Below are 18,280 nucleotides of genomic sequence, written 5' to 3'. Positions count from 1 at the left end.
CTCGAGGGCCGTTCGGCCCATTTCTGGATACGGTATCCAAACTGGCCACCGCCGTCCAGCGATGGACAGGATCGGCATCGATCCATGCTCGCCGAAGCAGGCTCCGAAGTCACGGATGACTCGGAGCTCGTCGGCGGGGGTCGAGGGCGCGCGCCGGCGCGCCGCCCTGACCCCGCCGTTACCTCACTTCTTCCGCGAGGTCACGTCGCTGATGTCGCTTCCGGCACGGCTGGCGGCCTTCGACTTCTTGTCGGCCCGCTTCTCCTTGAGCGTGCGGGTGGCTGCGGTCTTCGATGACGAATTCTTGGGGGACTTGCCGGACATGGTGACGACCTTTGATCGGGAGCTCGAACGGCCCCGTGCGCGCAACCCTACGCGGTCGACCTGTGCGCCCCTCGCTCGGACCGGACGAACGGTGGTCTCGCGATGACCATGGACAGTTCCCTCATTTTTGGATACCGTATCCACAACTTCGCGAGCGGCCTCCGTTTCTCGCCGGGCCGGCCGCGAGGCATCCCACTGAGAAATGGAGAGTCATGCGCACATCCATCCCCCGATCCGGCCGCGCCGCGATCGCCGCCCTGGCAGCACTGGCGCTGCTCGCGGGCTGCGCCGCCGCCGGCCCCGGCGCGTCATCCGACCCGGTCGAACTCGCCGACGGCGAGCCCGGTGCCGCCGAGGACACCGAGATCACGGTGGCCATCCCCTTCCCCGACATCACGATGTACTCGATGTACGTGCTCGCGAACGACCTCGGCTACTACGAGGAGGAGGGCCTCGACGTCGAGGTCATCACCGCCGACAACGTCACCGCGGCCGTCGCGTCGGGCAGCGCCGACATCGGCGTCGAGTCGACCGGCACCGTCATCGAGGCGATCCGCGGCGGGGTCGGCGTCGACCTCGTCGGAGGCCACTACTGCCGGCAGAACTTCGACTTCGCCGCCCAGCAGGGCGTGACGAAGGTCGACGACCTCGACGGTACGTCGATCGTGCTCGCGGGCACCCCCGGCGACCCCGCCGAGTTCCAGCGCAAGCGCGTGCTGAAGGAGGAGGGCTGGGACCTCGACACGGTGCAGACCGAGGTGGTCTACCCCGGCCCCGGCTCCGAGTCGTGGACCGAGTTCTTCGTGAACGACAAGATCTCGATGCAGCCGTTCTACGCCGACGACCGTCCCGCGCTCGAGGAGCACGGCGCGAACATCATCGTCGAGTCGCTGCGCAACTGGGCCAACGACGTGCAGGTCGCGGGCACCGGCTGGGCCGCCGAGAACCCGAACTCGCTCGTGCGGTTCCTGCGGGCGACGATCAAGGCGACCGACTACATGACCGCGCCGGCGCCCGGCGAGTTCCCCGAGAACGTCGACTCCGTGCTCGACATCTACGAGGCCAACGACTTCGACGTCGCCGACCTGCGCGACTCGGAGAGCCCCTGGGTGCTCGACGGCCACCTCGCGTGCCCGAACCTCTCCTTCGACACCGAGGCGTGGGACACGACGATCGAGACGCAGAACCTGCAGCCGCTCGAGTTCGACGAGTCGCAGCTCGTGTACCTGCTGAAGGCGCAGGAGCTGCTCGGCCTCACCAACGAGGGGCCGGCCGACCTCGTCTACCCGGGCGACGTGTCGAAGTGAGCTGATCGCTCAGCGACTCGCGCCACCTCGCGACTCGCACCTTCCACCGAGAGCCCCCGCCGCAGCGCATGACGGCGGGGGCTCTCGCGCGCGGGTGGGCCGTCGACGTCGACCGGGGGCGCGGACCGCGATGCGACACTCGTCGGATGACCGCAGTCCTGCCTCGCCCCGTCTCACTCGAGGGACCGGTCGTCTCCCTCGCGCCGATGACGCACGCCGACATCCCCGAGCTGTTCCATGCCATCGGGCGCAAGGAGGTCTTCACGAACGGATATGGCGGCGGGATCGCCGCGCTGCCGCGGGATCTGCCGTCGTTCGAGCGATTCATCGAGTCGTACTACCTCGAGGATCAGCCGTCGGTCGCGTGGACCGTGCGAGGGGCCGGACACCCAGCCGGTCGGGTCGTCGGCGCAACGTGGCTGGGAGAGTTCGACCTCCGCAATGAGTCGACGCACGTCGGCGCCACCGCGTTCGACCCCGAGGTCTGGGGCACCGCGGTCAACGCTGCGACGAAGCTGCTCGTGCTGGGGTTCGCGTTCGACCAAGGCTTCGGCCGAGTGAGGATTCAGGCCGACAGCGCGAACGCCCGCTCCAGGGGCGCGATCGAACGGTTGGGCGCTCGATTCGAGGGCGTACTCCGTCGGGATCAGAGGCGGGCCGACGGCACGTGGAGGGACACCGCTGTGTACTCGGTACTCGCCGACGAGTGGCCGGCTGTGAAGGCCGGCTTGGTGCAGCGGATCGCGAGCACGGGGTCGCAGGGCTGAGATCGGCGCCGGTCGCCCACACTATCGACCGGTGCCGATGAGCCCGCCGGCGTGCGCCAGAGCGATGAGCTCGCTCCGCGATGACGCGTCCATCTTGCCGAGGATGCTGCTCACATGACTCTTCACGGTGGTCTCGGCGATGAAGGCGCGCCGTGCGATCTCCGCATTGGTCATGCCGGCCGCGACGAGGACGAAGATCTCCCGCTCGCGAGGCGAGAGCAGATCGAGGCCTTCCGGCGGGGCGATCGACGGCGCTGCTGGAGCCGTCTTCACGAGCGGCGATGCCGACGTCGAATCTTCCCGCCGCGCACGTGCGCTGCGCGATCCGAGCGCCCACATCCCGAGCGCGGCGGCGACGCAGACGACCGTCCAGGTGGCGATATCGGGCCAGAGCGGCGGTGCATCCCACGGCTTTCCGTTGATCGTTCCCCACACCCCCGACATCGAGAGGCTCGGGAGTGTGAGGAGCGCCGCCACCGCGAGCGCTCCGGCGATCACCGACGCCAGGAGCCAGCGCCGATGACGGACCGGCGATGACTCGGCGAGCAGGTAGGGCACGGGAAGCAGGATCAGATACGCGACCCATCCCGTCTGACTGAACCGTGCCGGCCAGAACAGCAACTGGCAGACGAGGATGACGCCGAGCACGGCAACGGCGACCCAGGGCCGCGATCGGGCCGACGCGAACACCAGCCCCAGACCGATCACGGTGATCGTCGCGTACGGCGATCCGGTGAACGTGTCGGAGCGGAGCGGCACGGACGTGCTGAGACTGTGCCACTCGACCTGCAACCACCATGCGACGAGGACTCCCCCGACCGCGATCTCCAGAAGGAACCTGCCCCGACCCATTGCACGCATGCCGCAAAGCTACGCTGCTCGCTGGACGTTCAGGCGCCGGTTGACTGCCCTTCCTCCCGAAGGAGGAGGACGATTGCCCACAGGAGCAATGCAGTTCCGCCTCAGCGTGAGGCGGAACTGGCAGAGGTCGATCGGGAGCCTGGCGGGTGGCCGGGTCGGCACCATGGTGCTCGGCCAGGCGACCCTGTCCGGCGCCCAGAAGCCGGCCACATCGTCGCGCACATGCGGCGGGGCTTCGCACGGATGGTGTTGCGCCTTCCCCTGGGGCAGCTCGTACGGTGGGAGCCATGTTCACGACCGGCCAGATCGCACGGCTCACTTCGGTATCGCAGAAGGCGATCCGCTTGTACGCGGACCGCGGCCTGCTGGTCTCACGGCGCGACGATGCCGACCGGCGGATCTTCGCCGAGGATCAGGTCGAGCGAGCGCGGCGGGTGGTGCTGCTTCGCAGCCTCGACGTGTCGCTCGCCGAGGTCGCGACCGTCCTCGATGCCGACGATTCCGCCGCCGCCTTCGACGCGATGCGCGACCGGCATCGGCGACACGCGGTCGGTTCGGACGAGGCGCTCGACTACGTGCGGACTCTGCTGCGGGGAGAGGTCGCGCTCCCGGCCGGCCTCGAGGTGCGACGGCGCACGGTCCCCGAACGGGCCGTGCTCGGCGTGCGGGGCGAGGCCTCGCTGGCCGACACGGGTGCGGTGCTCCGCGATCTGACGGGCCGCGTGTTCGCTGCGCTCACCGCGGCCGACGCACCGCTCGGCGGCCCGGTGTACGTCGAGTTCCGGTCTCGCGCCACCGAGACGTACCCCGCGGACCTCCGAGTGTGCGCGCCGTTCGAGGGAGCCATCCGGCCGCCGGAGGGGATGGAGATCACGCTCGACCCCACGCACGACGAGGTGTTCGTGAGCCTCGACCAGGTGCACGCGGACGATCAGGCGCTCCTGGTCGGCGTGCACGACTTCCTGACCGCTCATTGCGGGCCGCAGCGCGAGGGCCCGAACCGCGAGGTCTACCTGCCGTCCTTCGCCACCGGCGCGACGGGCGAGGTGATGAGCATCGCCGTCCCCGTCTCGCTCGCCGAACCGCCGGCCGGCGGCGCGGGCGAGCGAACCGCCGGCCGCGCGGCCTAGGCGGTGCGGCGTGCGAGGAGCCTCCGACGGAGCCTGTGGAGGGTGGGCATGACCGCGTAGATCACGATCGGAACGGCGATCGTGACGACGACGATCGTTCGCGGCACGACCGGCAGCACCGCGAGCACTGGGCCCAGCGCGAGATTGATGACGAGCAAGGTGGGGGTCACCGCGAGCCAGATCATGAGCGCGAGCTCGTGCTGGCTGGGCGGCTTCGGGGTGGACGCAGGAGTCTCGATGCTCAAGGGGGCCTCTCGGAGCGAGTGGAACGTGGGGACGAGAGTCCACAGTGTCGAGTTCCCCTCCGCCGGCGCAACGAAGCTTGCCGAAACCGCAAACTCGGCGTTCGCGGCAGGTGCTGGGCCCACCGCAGGAAGTCCTGCTGCGCCGGCGGCGTGTCATGCGGCGGCACGCCGCGCACACCCCCGAAGATCTGCACTCCGCATCTGCACCGCCCGCCACCGCGGCCGACGCGCGAGAGCCGGCCCCCGTCGTCGCGCATGAGGCGGGGGCCGGCGGCCTGCGGGTGGAGCGGTCTCGATGCGCTCCCCTTCACTGCTCGGTCGGCGGAAGACGCCTACTCGACCGGCGGCGACAGCGTCACGACGCCCCCGCGATCTTGCGATCGTCGTACCAGGGCGCGAGCCGGCGGCGCAGCGTCGAGATGAGCAGCAGCGTCAGGTTCGCGATGATCACCATCACGATGACGAGCGCGATCGCCTCGGCCATCTCGAACTGGTACGCCGCGAACTCGAGCATGTGGCCGAGTCCGCCGGTACCGCCGAGGAACTCGCCCAGCACCTCGCCAGTGAAGGCGAGCGCCGCGCCGCGCTGGATGCCCGACAGGCTGTACGGCAGGGTCGCCGGGAAGATGACCTTCCAGCCGAGCGCGAGGCCGTTGACCCCGTACACGCGGCCGGCGTTCACGAGCGAGCCGCCGACCGTGACGGCGCCCTCCATCGTGTTGAGGATGATCGGGAACACCGCCAGCAGGAACACGAGCGCGATCTTCGATGCGCTGCCGAGCCCGAGCGCGAGGATGAACAGCGGCGCGAGCGCCACCTTCGGCGTCGAGTACAGCAGCCACAGGAACGGCGCGACCGTGAACCGCAGCGCCGCCGACCAGCCGACCGCGAGGCCGACCACCACGCCGACCACGATCGCCAGCACGAGCCCGATCACGACGTTCGTCAGGCTGTAGGCGAACGCCTGCCAGAACGCGGGGTCGACCATCAGCTGCGCGAAGGATGCCGCGACCGCGGTGGGCGGCGGCAGGAAGGCCTCGGGCACGAGGTGCAGCCAGCTGACCGCGGCCTCCCAGACGAGCAGGATCGCCGCGACCACGCCGATGAGGAGCCACGTCCACTTCGCCTCGTCTCGGCGCACGACCCGGCGGGGCCGCACGATGCGCATGGTTCCGGTCGCGCTGGTGACGCTCATCGCCGGCCCTTCCTCGTCCACGGGGCGACCCATCGCTCGACGAGGGTCACGAGCTGCGCCATCCCGACGCTCCACAGCATGACGATGGCGATCGCCGCGTACGCCTGGCCGGTCTGGTAGGTGTTGACCGACTTGATGATGAGGGCTCCCATGCCGATCGCCGAGCCCGACAGCTCGGCGACGACCATGCCGATCGTCGCGAGCACGACCGCCTGCCGGAGGCCGGCGAAGAGGAACGGCACGGTCGACGGCAGGTACACCGACCGGTAGAGCTGCATCCGGGTCGCGCCGTAGACGCGCCCCGCCCTGATGATCGAGGCGTTCGTCGTGCGCATGCCCGCCGCCACGTTCAGCAGGATCGGGAACAAGGCGCTGATCGCCACGAGGAAGACGACCGGCCCGATACCGAACCCGAACCACGCCTTCGCGAGCGGCTGGTAGGCGATCGACGGGGTCGCGTAGATCGTCCACGCGATCGGGCCGACGACCCGGTCGACCGGCAGCGAGGTGCCCATGAGCAGGCCGAGCGGAATCGCGATCACGGCGGCGATGACGAAGCCGATGAGCCACGCCTGCAACGAGATGAGCAGGTTCGGCCACAGCACGCCCGACGCGACGAGCTGCACGAAGCCCTGCCAGATCGCGGTCGGCGGCGGCAGGAAGACCGGGTTGATCCACCCGAGCACGCCGACGACGACCTGCCAGACGAGCAGCATGACGACCACCTCGGCCGCGAGCACGCCCGCCTTGCCGGCCGGGCTCAGCCCCGCCAGCCAGGCCGCGACGCCGCCACCGCGGCCGAGGTTCGGCCCGCTCGCGAGGAAGGCGCTCATTTCGAGACCGCCGCCGCCGTCGCCTCGCCCTGCAGGGCGTCCCAGAGATGGTCGCGCAGTTCGAGGAAGCGCGGGTCGTGCTGCACGCTGCGCTCCGAGCGCGGCCGCTCGAGCCCGGTCTCGATGACCTCCTTGATCGCACCCGGATGGCTCTTGAACACCACGATGCGATCGCCGAGCAGGATCGCCTCCTCGATCGAGTGCGTGATGAAGAGCACGGTCTTGCCGGTCTTCTGGATGAGCTTGTCGATCTCGTCGCGCATCACCTCGCGGGTGAGGGCGTCGACGGCGCCGAGCGGCTCGTCCATGAGCAGGATGCGGGGCTCGGCGACGAACGCGCGGGCGAGCCCGACGCGCTGCTGCATGCCGCCCGACAGCTCGCGCGGGTACGACGACTCGAAGCCGGCGAGGCCGACCAGCTCGATCGCCTCCTGCACCCGGTCGCGCCAGCCGTCGCCGCGCAGCTCCTTCTGCATCTCGAGCCCGAACTTCACATTGTCGAAGACGGTGCGCCAGGGCAGCAGCGCGTAGTCCTGGAACACGACGGCGCGATCGGGCCCGGGCCCGGTGACGGGCGAGCCGTCGACGAGCACGGTGCCCGTCGACGGCTTCACGAGCCCGGCGACGACGTTCATGAACGTCGTCTTGCCGCAGCCCGACGGCCCGAGCACCGTCACGAACTCGCCCTCGTGCACGTCGAGGTCGACGCCCTCGATCGCGATGAGGCGCTTTCCGGTGCGGGCCACGTCGTACGCGACCGAGAGGTCCCGCACTGAGATCAACGGTGCAGACGGGGATGCCTCCGGCACGCGTGGTTCGGTCGTCGTCGTCATTCGCTCCTCCTCGTTGAGGTTTCGTGTCGATGGCTTCATCGCCGGTCGAGGAGCGAAGCGTATCGAGACCCGTGTGATGGTCTCGATACGCTCGCTTCGCTCGCTACTCGACCGGCAGAGGCAGGGTCACGCCGCAGCCTGCCCCTGGCGGAACTTCGGCAGCACCTCCGTGCCGAGCAGCTCGATCTGCTCGAAGAAGCGGTCGAACTTGAACCGGAAGTCGAACACGAGGTGCTCGACGCCGAGCGCCTCGAACTTCCGGATCTCCTCGACGGCCTGGTCGGGGTCGCCCACGATGAGCTGGCCCTCGAGGTCCTCGACGGTCTGGAAGCTGCCCGACTCCGGCTTCACCGTGAACCGCGCCTTGTTCGCCCACGCGAGCAGGCCCGGGATGTTCACGTGCTTGAGCGCCTCCTCGCGGGTGTCCTCGATCGACGTCGGCGGGATCACGGCGACGGTCGGCATCGGCCGCCCCGAGGCATCCGTCATGCTCTTCATGACCTCGATGCGCTTCTCCATCGTGCGCAGCGAGATGCGTCCCGGCATCCAGCCGTCGGCGTACTCGGCCGCAAGTCGGGCCGACGCGGGCGTCGCGCCGCAGTACCAGAACGGCACCGGCCCGCCGACGGGCTTCGGCTCGATCGTCACGTTCTCGAACGAGAAGATGCCGTCGTCGTAGGTGACGTCGTTCTCGGTGAACACCCGCTTCAGGATCTCGGCGTTCGAGCGCACCATCTCGACGCGGTTGAGGTCGCCCCAGCCGACGGCCTCGAACTCGTGGTCGAAGGTGCCGGCGCCGAACCCGAGGATGAGCCGCGGCCCGACGAGCTGGGTGATCGTGCCGGCCATGAGCGCCGTCACGAGCGGGTGGCGGAACGGGATGAGCGAGCCCGTGCCGAGCTCGAGCTTCTCGGTCACGGCGCCGATCGCGGTGAGCGTCGTGAGCGCGTCGTAGAAGGTGCGGTTCGGCTTCTCCATCTCGCCGTGCGGCTCGAACACGAGGTGGTCGCGCACCCAGACCGAGTCGAAGCCCTTCTCCTCGGCGAGCTTCGAGCCCTCGAGCAACTTCTCGCGGCTCGCCTCCTCGCCGAAGTGCGGCAGCAGCAGTCCGAATTTCATGTCAGTTCCCTTCTGCGGCCGAGCCGGCCGCCACGGCGGCGTGCGCCGCTGGTCCTTCGGCCCGTGCGGCCGCGAGCTTCCCGTCGCCGGGCTTGCCGACGACGACGCCGTCGGCGTAGACCTCCCGGCCGCGCACGAGGGTGCGCTCGATCCGGGCGGAGATGGTGCGGCCGTCGTACGGGGTCCAGCCGATCTTCGACAGCACGTCGTCGTTCGTGATGGTCCACTCGTGGGCCGGGTCGGCGATCACGATGTCGGCGTCGGCGCCGACCTCGAGCGAGCCCTTGACGCCGGCGAGGCCGAACTTCTCGGCGGGGATGCGGGCGACCATGTCGACCGCGCGCTCGAGGGTGAGCTCGCCCCGGTTGACGGCGTCGAGCATGAGCTCGTAGTAGTACTGGATGCCGGGGGTGCCGGTGTGGGCGCTCCACATCTCGGTCCAGCCGATCTCCTTCTCCTCGCGCGTGTGCGGCGCGTGGTCGGAGCTCGCGATGTCGATCGTGCCGTCGCGCATGCCCTCCCAGATCGCGGCGCGGTTGTCGTCGGGCACCCAGTAGCTCAGCGCGTACGGGCCGAGCGTCTCGACGTCGTTCCAGGTCGAGAGGAACGGCGCCCAGTGGTTCACCTCGCACGTCACGTCGACGCCGGCGGCCTTCGCGCGGCGCACCGCGTCGATCGAGCGGCGCGTCTGGATGTGCGCGATGTGCACGGGGCAGCCGGATGCCTCGGCGAGTCGCAGCACGACGTCGATCGCCGTGTCCCAGATGACGCCCTCGCGGGCGGCGTACGCCGAGGCGTAGCCCTGCGGCGTGTTCTCGCCGCGGGCGAGCACCTCGCCCTCGATGTAGTCCATGAGCGCCTGGTCGTGCGGGTGCACGATGAAGCGCTTGCCGGTCGTGGCGATGCGGTCCATGATCTGCAGCAGGTGGCCGTGGTCGTGGATGCCGGTGCCGGCCGGGTGCGGGTAGGTGCGGCCCGTGTCGACGACCATGTAGATCTTGTAGGCGCAGATGCCCATCTCGGCCATCGGCACGATGTCGTCGAACTTCGTCGGCGCCGGGTTGTGGTTCCAGTCGACGATCGAGCTCGCCGTGTAGCGGTCGAACACGTCGCGCAGGGTCGTCACGTCGACGGTCGGCGGGTTGAGGTTCGGCATGCCGAACATCGTCGTGACACCGCCGGCCGCGGCCTGCTGCGAGGTCGTGAGGATGTCGTCCTTGTGCTCGTAGCCGGGCTCGCGGGTGTGCACGTGCACGTCGACCATGCCGGGCAGCACGAGCCGGCCGGTCGCGTCGATCGTGCGGTCGGCCGGGGCCGCGACGCCGGCGCCGACGATGCCGGCCACGCGGCCGTCGTCGATGAGCAGGTCGGCGGCGACGGGCCCCGACGGGCTGACGACGATGCCGCCGGAGATCCTCAGGTCGATGCTCATCGCACGGCCTCCGAACGCGTTGCCTCCACGGGCGCCTCCAGTCGTTCTGCGGTCTCGCCCTGGCCGGGCGAGCGGGTGGTGCGGACCTCGACGTCGCTCGGCCGCACGTAGCGGTCGAGCCAGTCGACGATCAGCGGGGTGGTCTCGGTCCAGTAGCGGTCGTACGCCGCGTAGTGGGTGGTGTGCCGCTGCATGATGAGCTGCTTCGGCCCCTTCGCCGCGGCGTAGAGGCGCTCGGCGTGATCGGTCGGGGTGGTCGCGTCGCCCTCGACGCCGATCACGAGGAGCGGGGTCTCGAGGCGGGATGCCGCGTCGATGGGCCGGTAGGCGAGGATCTCGTCGGCGCACGAGAGCGGGATCGCGCTCGGGATCCTGTCGTCGACGTCGGCCTTGATGGTCGTGGCGCGGCGCTCGGGGGTCGGCACCATGATCTCCTCGCGGGGGTGCACGAGGCGTCCGGCGCCGGTCGCGACGCGCAGCCGACGGTCCTCCTCGAGGCCGGCGAGGAAGGCCAGCCATTCGTGCTCCTGCCGCATGCGGTGCAGCCAGTCGGTGCCGTCGGCGACGGGGACCTGGCTGACGGCCGCCTTCACGCGCGGGTCGGCGTCGGCGAGCAGCACGGCGTTGCCGCCGCCCGTGCCGCCGGTGCCGAACGCACCGATCGCGTCGGCGTCCACATCGTCGCGCGTGGTCAGGTAGGTGACGGCGTTCACGAGGTCCTGCAGCTGGCGGGCGGGCGAGAGGATGCCGCGGTCGCCGGCCGAGTCGCCGAAGCCGCGGTAGTCGAAGACGAGCACGCCGAAGCCGGCGGCGGTGAGCGCCTCGTGGTAGCGCACGTAGAGCTTCGCGTCTTTCAGGCCGAGCCAGCCGGGGCCCTGCACGATCGCACGCAGCGGGCCGTCGACCTCGTCGGGCGTCCGCCAGATCGCGGCGATGCGATCGCCTTCGCTGTAGAACTCGACCTCGGTGCTCTTCATGCGGGTCCTCCCGGATCTCGACGCGGCATTGCGCGGGACCCGGACACGGCGGGCGAACCGTCGCCCCGGCCCTGATCGAATGCTCGATCGAGGCCCGCGAGGACATCATGACCCATTTTGGATCCAGAATCCAGTATTGATTCCGAAGTCCTCACGGCGTTAGGCTTCGAAGCGACCACCGGGCTGACTTGCCCGGTCGTGGTGGCCCGGGATTGGGCCGCGAGTCGCCGACCGTCGTCGGACACGCCTGCACGCCATCCCGGAGGAACTCTGCCCATGCACCGCCACGCCCGCCTGCCCCTCGCCCTCACCGCCGTCGCCGCCGTCGCCCTGCTCGCCGGTTGCGCGAGCCCCGCCGGCGCCTCGCAGAGCACCGCCGACGCCGCGAACGGCGCAGGCGGCGAGGCATCCGCCTACCCGCTCACGCTCGACAACTGCGGCACCGAGGTCACGTTCGACGCCGCCCCCGAGCGGGTCGTCACCATCAAGTCGTCGACGCTCGAGCTCATGCTCGCGCTCGGCCTCGAAGACAAGATCGTCGGCACCGCCTTCAGCGACGGGCCCGTGCCCGAGGCATCCGCGTCGCAGGCCGACGGCCTCGAGGTGCTGAGCGACAAGGTGCCCTCGCAGGAGGCGACCCTCGCCGTCGAGCCCGACCTCGTCTACGCCGGCTGGGAGTCGAACCTCTCGGCCGAGGGCGCCGGCGAGCGCGACGCCCTCGGCGCGCTCGGCGTCGCGACGTACGTCGCCCCAGCCGCCTGCAAGGGCGAGGGCTACATGCCCGACCCGCTCACCTTCGACGAGGTGTTCCGCGAGTTCGAGGAGGCCGGGGCGATCTTCGGCGTGCCCGACCGCGCGGCCGACCTCGTCGCGTCGCAGCGCGAGGCGCTCGAGGCGATCACCCCCTCGCAGGACGGGCTGAGCGCGCTCTGGTACTCGTCGGGCGACGACCAGCCGTTCGTGGGCGCCGGCATCGGCGCACCGCAGATGATCATGGATGCCTCGGGGCTCGAGAACGTCGCGGCCGACGTGCACGACACGTGGACGGCCATGTCGTGGGAGGCCGTGGTCGAGGCGAACCCCGACGTGATCGTGCTCGTCGACGCGCCGTGGAACACCGCCGACGCGAAGATCGCCGCGCTCGAGCAGAACCCGGCGACCGCGTCGCTTCCTGCGGTGCAGGGCGAGCGGTACGTCGTCGTCGACTTCCCCGCGACCGAGGCGGGCGTGCGCAACGTCGACGCCGTCGCCTCGATCGTCGACCAGCTGGACGCTTTGGAGGGCTGATGTCCGCGCCTGCCACCCGCGGCACCGATCGTCGAGTCGCCGAAAGCCGTCCTTCCCCCGCTCGGGAAGCGCAGAACTCGGCAACTCGATGGGGCGGCGCGTCTCGCACCCTCCTCTGGGGCGCCGGGCTCGCGGCGCTGCTGGTGGTGTCGATCGTGGTCGCGGTCACGATCGGCCCGGCGGCGCTGTCGCCGGCTGACGTGCTCGCGAGCGTCGGCGCCCACCTCGGGTTCGGCGAGTCGACGCTGTCACCGCTGCGCGACGGCATCGTCTGGCAGCTGCGCATGCCTCGCGTGCTCACCGCCGCCGCGGTGGGCGCGGGCCTCGCCCTCTGCGGCGCCGTCATGCAGGCGCTCACCCGCAACCCGCTCGCCGACCCGTACCTGCTCGGCCTCTCGTCGGGCGCCTCGGTGGGCGCGGTCGTCGTGCTCGTGCTCGGCTGGTCGCTCATGCTGCCGCTCGCCGCCTTCGCCGGCGCGATCGTCGCACTGCTCGCGACCCTCGGACTCGCGCTCGGGACCGGCCGGGCCGGCCGCGCCGGCGGCTCGGCGGGCGCCCGGCTCTCGCCGACGGCGACCGTGCTCGCCGGCGTCGCGGTGACGAGCGTGTTCGGCGCGATCACGAGCCTCGTCATCTTCTGGAGCGCGACGAACGACAGCTACCGCGAGATCCTGAACTGGCTGCTCGGCTCGCTCGCGGGCACCGACTGGACGTCGGTCGCGATCTCGGGCGTCGCCCTCGTCGTCGTCGGCGTGCCGCTCGTCGCGAGCGCGCGCACGCTCGACGCCTTCGCGGTCGGCGAGACGGGCGCGGCCGCACTCGGCGTGAACGTCGCACGCAGCCGGGTGCTGCTGCTCGGCGGCACCGCCATGCTCACGGGTGCGCTCGTCGCGGTGAGCGGCTCGATCGGCTTCGTCGGGCTCGTGCTGCCGCACGCCGTGCGCCTCGTCGTCGGGCCGGGCCACCGGGCGCTGCTGCCGCTGTCGATGCTGGCCGGCGCGATCTTCCTCGTGTGGGCCGACACCGCGGCCCGCACCATGTTCGACCCGCGGGAGCTGCCGGTCGGCATCCTCACCGCCCTGATCGGCGGCCCGGTGTTCGCCTGGCTGCTGCTGCGCAGAAGGAGCACGACATGAGCCTCGACCTGTCCCGCGTGCACTTCGACCGCGCCGGGCGCACCATCATCGACGGCATCGACGCGACGCTCCCGGGCGGCGCGCTCACGGCGCTCGTCGGGCCGAACGGCGCGGGCAAGTCGACGCTCCTGCACCTCGTCGCCGCGGTCGAACGCGCGACGGCGGGCGACCTCGCCCTCGACGGCCGTTCGCTGCCCGGCATGCGCCGCCGCGAGCGGGCGCGGCTCGTCGCCCTCGCCGAGCAGCAGGGCGAGGTCGACGCGCAGCTCGACGTCGAGGCATCCGTGCTGCTCGGACGAACGCCGCACCTCGGTGCGTTCGCCGCCGTCGGCGCCGACGACCGGGAGATCGCGGCGCGGGCCCTCGACGCGGTCGGCGCGACCGCGTTCGCGGGGCGCTCCGTCGCCGAGCTCTCGGGCGGCGAGCGTCAGCGGGTCGTGCTCGCGCGCGCGCTCGCGCAGCAGCCCGAGCTGCTGCTCGTCGACGAGCCGACGAACCACCTCGACCTCTCGGCGCAGCTCACCGCCCTCGAGCTGCTCGCCGGGCTCGCCCGTGAGGGACTCACGGTCGTCGCGGCGCTGCACGACCTCTCGCACGCCGCCGCGTACGCCGACCACGTGATCGTGCTCGCCGACGGTCGCGTCGTCGCGGCGGGCGCACCGGGCGAGGTGCTCACCGCCGGGCTCGTCGAGCGGGTGTACGGGGTGCGCGCGCAGGTCGTCGAGCACCCGATCACGGGCCGCCCGCTCATCGCCGTCGCGGCGCCGGGGTCGCATGCTGCGGCGCCGGGGTCGTCGCATGCTGCGACGCCTGTCGCTGCCGGCTCGGGCGCGCACGCCGGTCTCGGCTGAACCCACGAGTTCGCGCTGCACACGCGTTCGGACCACGCTCCCGGAGCCCAGGTCACGGAGCACAGAGCACGGAGCACGGAGCGTCGAGCACGGAGCACGGAGCACGGAGCGTCGAGCACGGAGCCTCAAGCCTCGAGCCCAGAACCCGGACCTGCCGAGGGCGGGGCCTCACCTCCCGCAGTGCATATCGACAAGTCCACAAATCCACACCGCGCACGTCGACAAGTCCACAAATCCACACCGCGCACGTCCACACATCCACAAATCCACACCGCGCACGTCCACACATCCACAAATCCACACCGCGCACGTCCACACATCCACAAATCCACACCGCGCACGGAGCGACCACGCCTCAGCACGCCGAGGCGGAGACCGCTGCATCGCCGCTACCGGACCTCCGACCGCACGAATTCGGCGACCATCAGCCCGGGTCGAGCGGGGCCCCGCTGCACGTGCAGGAGCACGGCACGGCACGGCACGGCAATGCGGCGAACGACCGGCGTAGCCTTGGCGCATGAGCCCGATGCAGGTCGGCCCGCTGCCGACGATCGAGTGGATCGCCGACGAGTTCCTGCACAACGCCCGCCGCGGGCGCCGCCTCATCGCGGTCGACGGCGCCGACCCCGAGGCATCCGCTCGCCTGGCGGATGAGCTGGCGGCGGCGGTCGCCGCCCGCCTCGCCCTCGCACCCGGCCCGACCGACGCGAGCACGGCGGGCCACCGGCACGGCACGACCGTCGTGCGCAGCAGTGTCGGCACGGTCGACGAGGCGACCCTGCGGGCCGAACTCGTCGACCCCTTCCGTGCCCGCACGCTGGTAGGCGCCGAGGGCGACGACGTAGTGCTCGTCGTCGACGGCCGACACCTGCTCGACGACACGGTGCGCGGCGTCTGGCACTTCTCGGTGTGGACGCTCGCGGGCGACGAGCTGCCGCACTCCGGTGCGTCCGTCATCGTCGACGTGAGCGATCCGGCCGTGCCGACCCGGTACTACTACGACTACTGCGCGATCCCGCCGAGCGTGAACCGGCCCGGCCTGCACTGACCCCGCGAAGGCACAAAGGGGCTTGCCGCCCCCGCGCCCCGGGTCTAGCGTGAGGGCGAACGCGCAGATGTCACCACTTCGGGGGGTCCCCATGGTCAACGTCGATCGCGGCCGCTTCGCGGCCGGCCGCAGCATCATCGCCATCGCCGCGGCGCTCTCGCTCGCGGCGTTCGCCGCACCGACCGGTGCGACGGCCGACACCGCCGCAGCGGGGACCGCCGTCACCGGGCGGCCGGCACCACCGGCCCCGGCGACCTCGACCGGGTTCGGCGGTGCGGTCTCGTCGGTGGATGCCTCGGCGAGCGCCGTCGGCCTCGAGGTGCTGCGCGACGGAGGCAACGCGGTCGACGCGGCAGTGGCCACCGCTGCCGCGCTCGGGGTGACCGAGCCGTACAGCGCCGGCATCGGCGGCGGCGGGTACCTCGTCTACTTCGACGCCGAGACCGGCGAGGTGTCGACGATCGACGGTCGCGAGACCGCACCCGCCGCGATGCCGAGCGACGCCTTCATCGACCCGGCGACGGGCGCGCCCTACGCGTTCGCCGACGCGGTCTCTTCGGGGCTCTCCGTCGGCACGCCGGGCACCCTCGCGACCTGGGAGGCCGCGCTCGACGAGTTCGGCACGACGTCGCTGCGCGACGCACTCCAGCCGGCCATCCTGCTCGCGACGAAGGGGTTCGTCGTCGACCAGACGTTCCGCGACCAGACGCTCGCCAACCAGGCGAGGTTCGCGGCCTTCCCCGCCACGGCCGAGCTCTTCCTGCCGGGTGGCGACGCACCGAAGGTCGGCAGCGTCTTCAAGAACCTCGACCTCGCACGCACCATGCGCCAGATCGCGCTCGGCGGTACCGACGTGTTCTACGAGGGTGCACTCGCCGACGAGATGGCCGCCGTCGCGCAGGCGCCGATCACCACCCCCGATGCGACCCTGCCGGTCTACCCGGGATATCTGACCGCCGATGACCTCGCCGAGTACGAGGTGCTCGAGCAGGCGCCGACGCACGTCGAGTACCGGGGTCTCGACGTCTACGGCATGGCCCCCTCGTCGTCGGGCGGCACGACCGTCGGCGAGTCGCTGAACATCCTCGAGAACTTCGATCTCGCGGGCGCCGACCCCGTGCAGGCGCTGCACCTGTACCTCGAGGCCACGGCGCACGCCTTCGCCGACCGCAACGCCTACGTCGGCGACCCCGCCTTCGTCGACGTGCCGACCGAGACGCTGCTGAGCCAGTCGTTCGCCGACGCGCGGGCCTGCGTGATCGACCCGGATGCCGCGTCGGTGAAGCCCGTTCCCCCTGCACCGCTCGATGCGGCCGGTTGCGCGACGGCCGCGCTCGACGAGCCGCTCGACACCGAGAACATCTCGACCACGCACCTCTCGGTCGTCGACCAGTGGGGCAACGCGGTGGCGTACACGCTCACGATCGAGCAGACCGGTGGCTCGGGCATGACGGTGCCCGGGCGCGGGTTCCTGCTCAACAACGAGCTCACCGACTTCAGCTTCGTGCCGAACCCGGCCGACCCGAACATCGTCGAACCGGGCAAGCGCCCGCGTTCGTCGATGTCGCCGACGATCGTGCTCGACGGCGGGGAGGTGCGCTACGTCGTCGGTTCGCCCGGCGGGTCGACGATCATCACGACCGTCGCACAGGTGCTCGTGAACCGCATCGACCTCGGCATGACCCTGCCCGAGGCGGTCGCAGCCCCGCGCGCCTCGCAGCGCAACACCGCGGCGGTCGCGGCGGAGCCGGCGTTCCGGGCGGCCTACGAGGCGGCGCTCGCCGAGTACGGGCACACGTTCTCGACCTCGGCCGAGATCGGCGCCGTCGCGGCGATCGAGGTCGACGCCGACGGGCTCATGACGGCGGCAGCCGAACCAATGCGCCGCGGCGGCGGCACGGGGCTGGTGGTCGAGCCGGCGGGGTGAGTGCGGGGGCTCGTCAGCGGACTCATCGCTGCGGTTCGTGCTGATTCAGCGCCGCTCGGACTCGTCGACCCCAGATCGCCCTCGTGAGGCGCTGCGGCACGTGACCCGACGAACCACGATCGCCACGGCGATGAAGACGAGCTCGAGCCCGATGCCGGCGGCCATCAGACCCCATCCGAACGGGTGCGCCGTCAGGGCGATCACGAGTCCGCCGACGACGAGCACTCCGCACATGGCGATGTCGAACAGCGTACCGATCCGGCCGAATGGGCCGAGCCGGATCCCGTCGAACTTGTGTCGTCAGGGCCGGGATCACCGGGCGAGCGAGCTTGAACTCGGTTTCCGACCACTCCGGCCCCATCCCACCAACGCAGCATGTCGCCCGCGATGGGGTCCGCCTACCAACCCGGCTGAACGGAGTCGGGCGGCGGTGGGTGGCTGCTCACGCGAGGGATTCTTGCACGTCGTTCAGCCGAAGGCACGCTATCGTTGCTCCACCGCACTGCAGGGAGCACCGTTGCGCCGAATCCTCGATCTCAGGATCACCCACTGGGGCTGGAAGCTCGTGTATGTCGTCGCCGCGTACTTGCTGCCGATTCCGGCACCGGCCGCGACAGCGATCGGAATGAGCGATGCCTGGTTCATGACGATCAGTACCGTCTGGACGATCGTCGCCGTGCTCTACGGCGCCCGCATCTTCCGTGGCCGCGGCGAGCCCATCGCGCCCCCTCGACCGTGGTGGCAAATGACCGCGCGACGGACGCTCTCGCGAAACCTCGGCGTGTTGTTCGCCGTGGTCACCGTCTCCTCCCTGCTGGGTCTCGTGTTCGAACTCTCAGGCCCGACCGCCCCCAGGACCGCCCTGGTCGTCAGCGTCTTCAGCCTGGTCGAGTTCGGCGTGCTCGCGTTCCTCTATCTCAACTCCGCCGCCAGGCTGCCCCGGCGCGGCGCCCAGCCGACTGAGCCCACCTTCACGCCGAAGCGTCTGCCGATCAGCTGAGCTCGCCC

19 protein-coding genes are annotated in these 18,280 nt (G+C 70.9%); 9 read left to right on the top strand and 10 right to left on the bottom strand.

Translation table 11 applies throughout. The features are described from left to right. Positions 1 to 183 precede the first annotated feature (183 nt). A complete protein-coding gene (locus tag ACWGPE_RS09580; protein WP_231429581.1) occupies positions 184 to 324 on the bottom strand; it encodes a hypothetical protein in 141 nt (46 codons plus the stop codon). Positions 325 to 536: 212 nt separating this feature from the next. Between ACWGPE_RS09580 and ACWGPE_RS09575 the strand changes: the two genes are divergently transcribed. Both ACWGPE_RS09575 and ACWGPE_RS09570 read left to right on the top strand, forming a co-directional pair. Further along, positions 537 to 1,631, top strand: coding sequence for an ABC transporter substrate-binding protein (locus ACWGPE_RS09575; protein ID WP_231429580.1), 1,095 nt, complete (start codon positions 537 to 539; stop codon positions 1,629 to 1,631). A gap of 146 nt (positions 1,632 to 1,777) precedes the next feature. Continuing rightward, positions 1,778 to 2,398, top strand: coding sequence for a GNAT family N-acetyltransferase (locus ACWGPE_RS09570; RefSeq protein ID WP_452048586.1), 621 nt, complete (start codon positions 1,778 to 1,780; stop codon positions 2,396 to 2,398). 21 nt (positions 2,399 to 2,419) lie between these two features. On the opposite strand, the gene ACWGPE_RS09565 is transcribed toward ACWGPE_RS09570, so the two are convergent. Then, a complete protein-coding gene (locus tag ACWGPE_RS09565) occupies positions 2,420 to 3,157 on the bottom strand; it encodes a response regulator transcription factor (protein WP_452048585.1) in 738 nt (245 codons plus the stop codon). A gap of 389 nt (positions 3,158 to 3,546) precedes the next feature. Here ACWGPE_RS09565 and ACWGPE_RS09560 point away from each other — a divergent pair, with 389 nt between their 5' ends. Beyond that, entirely contained in the window at positions 3,547 to 4,389 is an 843-nt protein-coding gene (locus ACWGPE_RS09560) for a MerR family transcriptional regulator (RefSeq protein WP_452048584.1), read from the top strand. Here ACWGPE_RS09560 and ACWGPE_RS09555 read toward each other — a convergent pair. The 7 genes from ACWGPE_RS09555 to ACWGPE_RS09525 form a co-directional block, all read right to left on the bottom strand. Next, positions 4,386 to 4,634, bottom strand: coding sequence for a hypothetical protein (locus ACWGPE_RS09555; protein WP_231429576.1), 249 nt, complete (start codon positions 4,632 to 4,634; stop codon positions 4,386 to 4,388). The genes ACWGPE_RS09560 and ACWGPE_RS09555 overlap by 4 nt on opposite strands. Positions 4,635 to 4,989: 355 nt before the next feature. Then, complete coding sequence (locus tag ACWGPE_RS09550; protein WP_231429575.1) at positions 4,990 to 5,829, bottom strand: ABC transporter permease; 840 nt, start codon at positions 5,827 to 5,829, stop codon at positions 4,990 to 4,992. Further along, a complete protein-coding gene (locus tag ACWGPE_RS09545) occupies positions 5,826 to 6,662 on the bottom strand; it encodes an ABC transporter permease (RefSeq protein ID WP_231429574.1) in 837 nt (278 codons plus the stop codon). The genes ACWGPE_RS09550 and ACWGPE_RS09545 overlap by 4 nt, the downstream gene beginning before the upstream one ends. Beyond that, positions 6,659 to 7,495 (bottom strand): ABC transporter ATP-binding protein, encoded by an 837-nt coding sequence (locus ACWGPE_RS09540; RefSeq protein WP_231429573.1) that lies wholly within the window; start codon positions 7,493 to 7,495, stop codon positions 6,659 to 6,661. Before ACWGPE_RS09540 ends, ACWGPE_RS09545 begins: the two co-directional genes overlap by 4 nt. Positions 7,496 to 7,621: 126 nt before the next feature. Continuing rightward, positions 7,622 to 8,614, bottom strand: coding sequence for an LLM class flavin-dependent oxidoreductase (locus ACWGPE_RS09535; RefSeq protein ID WP_231429572.1), 993 nt, complete (start codon positions 8,612 to 8,614; stop codon positions 7,622 to 7,624). 1 nt (position 8,615) lies between these two features. Further along, positions 8,616 to 10,046: a dihydroorotase gene (locus ACWGPE_RS09530; protein WP_452048583.1), complete on the bottom strand. Its 1,431-nt coding sequence runs from the start codon at positions 10,044 to 10,046 to the stop codon at positions 8,616 to 8,618. After that, positions 10,043 to 11,023 carry an alpha/beta hydrolase gene (locus tag ACWGPE_RS09525; protein WP_275505160.1) on the bottom strand — a complete coding sequence of 327 codons (981 nt, stop codon included), beginning with the start codon at positions 11,021 to 11,023 and terminating at the stop codon, positions 10,043 to 10,045. Before ACWGPE_RS09525 ends, ACWGPE_RS09530 begins: the two co-directional genes overlap by 4 nt. Positions 11,024 to 11,299: 276 nt before the next feature. On the opposite strand from ACWGPE_RS09525, the gene ACWGPE_RS09520 reads away from it, so the two are divergent. The 5 genes from ACWGPE_RS09520 (at position 11,300) to ggt (ending at position 17,272) form a co-directional block, all read left to right on the top strand. Next, complete coding sequence (locus tag ACWGPE_RS09520) at positions 11,300 to 12,310, top strand: putative F420-0 ABC transporter substrate-binding protein (protein ID WP_231429569.1); 1,011 nt, start codon at positions 11,300 to 11,302, stop codon at positions 12,308 to 12,310. Beyond that, complete coding sequence (locus ACWGPE_RS09515; protein WP_452048582.1) at positions 12,310 to 13,446, top strand: putative F420-0 ABC transporter permease subunit; 1,137 nt, start codon at positions 12,310 to 12,312, stop codon at positions 13,444 to 13,446. Before ACWGPE_RS09520 ends, ACWGPE_RS09515 begins: the two co-directional genes overlap by 1 nt. Then, on the top strand, positions 13,443 to 14,297 hold the full coding sequence (locus tag ACWGPE_RS09510; RefSeq protein WP_452048581.1) for an ABC transporter ATP-binding protein: 855 nt from the start codon (positions 13,443 to 13,445) through the stop codon (positions 14,295 to 14,297). Before ACWGPE_RS09515 ends, ACWGPE_RS09510 begins: the two co-directional genes overlap by 4 nt. Positions 14,298 to 14,814: 517 nt before the next feature. Further along, positions 14,815 to 15,345, top strand: a complete 531-nt coding sequence (locus tag ACWGPE_RS09505) for a hypothetical protein (protein WP_231429566.1) — start codon at positions 14,815 to 14,817, stop codon at positions 15,343 to 15,345. Positions 15,346 to 15,436: 91 nt separating this feature from the next. Beyond that, positions 15,437 to 17,272 carry a gamma-glutamyltransferase gene (gene ggt, locus ACWGPE_RS09500; protein WP_452048580.1) on the top strand — a complete coding sequence of 612 codons (1,836 nt, stop codon included), beginning with the start codon at positions 15,437 to 15,439 and terminating at the stop codon, positions 17,270 to 17,272. 45 nt (positions 17,273 to 17,317) lie between these two features. On the opposite strand, the gene ACWGPE_RS09495 is transcribed toward ggt, so the two are convergent. Beyond that, on the bottom strand, positions 17,318 to 17,506 hold the full coding sequence (locus ACWGPE_RS09495) for a hypothetical protein (RefSeq protein WP_275505157.1): 189 nt from the start codon (positions 17,504 to 17,506) through the stop codon (positions 17,318 to 17,320). A 283-nt stretch (positions 17,507 to 17,789) separates the two neighbouring features. Between ACWGPE_RS09495 and ACWGPE_RS09490 the strand changes: the two genes are divergently transcribed. Next, entirely contained in the window at positions 17,790 to 18,272 is a 483-nt protein-coding gene (locus ACWGPE_RS09490) for a hypothetical protein (protein WP_452048579.1), read from the top strand. Positions 18,273 to 18,280 lie beyond the last annotated feature (8 nt).

The organism is Agromyces sp. NPDC055658 (assembly GCF_053618155.1).
Note: the sequence above shows the minus strand (reverse complement) of the source record. Positions and strands in the feature narration are given on the sequence as shown.

What these genes read in the sequence shown, in the direction of transcription:
- ACWGPE_RS09520 (WP_231429569.1), top strand. Translation starts at nt 11,300, where the DNA reads ATGCACCGCCACGCCCGCCTGCCCCTCGCCCTCACCGCCGTCGCCGCC.
- ACWGPE_RS09530 (WP_452048583.1), bottom strand. Translation starts at nt 10,046, where the DNA reads ATGAGCATCGACCTGAGGATCTCCGGCGGCATCGTCGTCAGCCCGTCG.
- ACWGPE_RS09515 (WP_452048582.1), top strand. Translation starts at nt 12,310, where the DNA reads ATGTCCGCGCCTGCCACCCGCGGCACCGATCGTCGAGTCGCCGAAAGC.
- ACWGPE_RS09540 (WP_231429573.1), bottom strand. Translation starts at nt 7,495, where the DNA reads ATGACGACGACGACCGAACCACGCGTGCCGGAGGCATCCCCGTCTGCA.
- ACWGPE_RS09525 (WP_275505160.1), bottom strand. Translation starts at nt 11,023, where the DNA reads ATGAAGAGCACCGAGGTCGAGTTCTACAGCGAAGGCGATCGCATCGCC.
- ACWGPE_RS09560 (WP_452048584.1), top strand. Translation starts at nt 3,547, where the DNA reads ATGTTCACGACCGGCCAGATCGCACGGCTCACTTCGGTATCGCAGAAG.
- ACWGPE_RS09535 (WP_231429572.1), bottom strand. Translation starts at nt 8,614, where the DNA reads ATGAAATTCGGACTGCTGCTGCCGCACTTCGGCGAGGAGGCGAGCCGC.
- ACWGPE_RS09510 (WP_452048581.1), top strand. Translation starts at nt 13,443, where the DNA reads ATGAGCCTCGACCTGTCCCGCGTGCACTTCGACCGCGCCGGGCGCACC.
- ACWGPE_RS09550 (WP_231429575.1), bottom strand. Translation starts at nt 5,829, where the DNA reads ATGAGCGTCACCAGCGCGACCGGAACCATGCGCATCGTGCGGCCCCGC.
- ACWGPE_RS09495 (WP_275505157.1), bottom strand. Translation starts at nt 17,506, where the DNA reads ATGTGCGGAGTGCTCGTCGTCGGCGGACTCGTGATCGCCCTGACGGCG.
- ACWGPE_RS09545 (WP_231429574.1), bottom strand. Translation starts at nt 6,662, where the DNA reads ATGAGCGCCTTCCTCGCGAGCGGGCCGAACCTCGGCCGCGGTGGCGGC.
- ACWGPE_RS09505 (WP_231429566.1), top strand. Translation starts at nt 14,815, where the DNA reads ATGAGCCCGATGCAGGTCGGCCCGCTGCCGACGATCGAGTGGATCGCC.
- ACWGPE_RS09575 (WP_231429580.1), top strand. Translation starts at nt 537, where the DNA reads ATGCGCACATCCATCCCCCGATCCGGCCGCGCCGCGATCGCCGCCCTG.
- ggt (WP_452048580.1), top strand. Translation starts at nt 15,437, where the DNA reads ATGGTCAACGTCGATCGCGGCCGCTTCGCGGCCGGCCGCAGCATCATC.
- ACWGPE_RS09580 (WP_231429581.1), bottom strand. Translation starts at nt 324, where the DNA reads ATGTCCGGCAAGTCCCCCAAGAATTCGTCATCGAAGACCGCAGCCACC.
- ACWGPE_RS09570 (WP_452048586.1), top strand. Translation starts at nt 1,778, where the DNA reads ATGACCGCAGTCCTGCCTCGCCCCGTCTCACTCGAGGGACCGGTCGTC.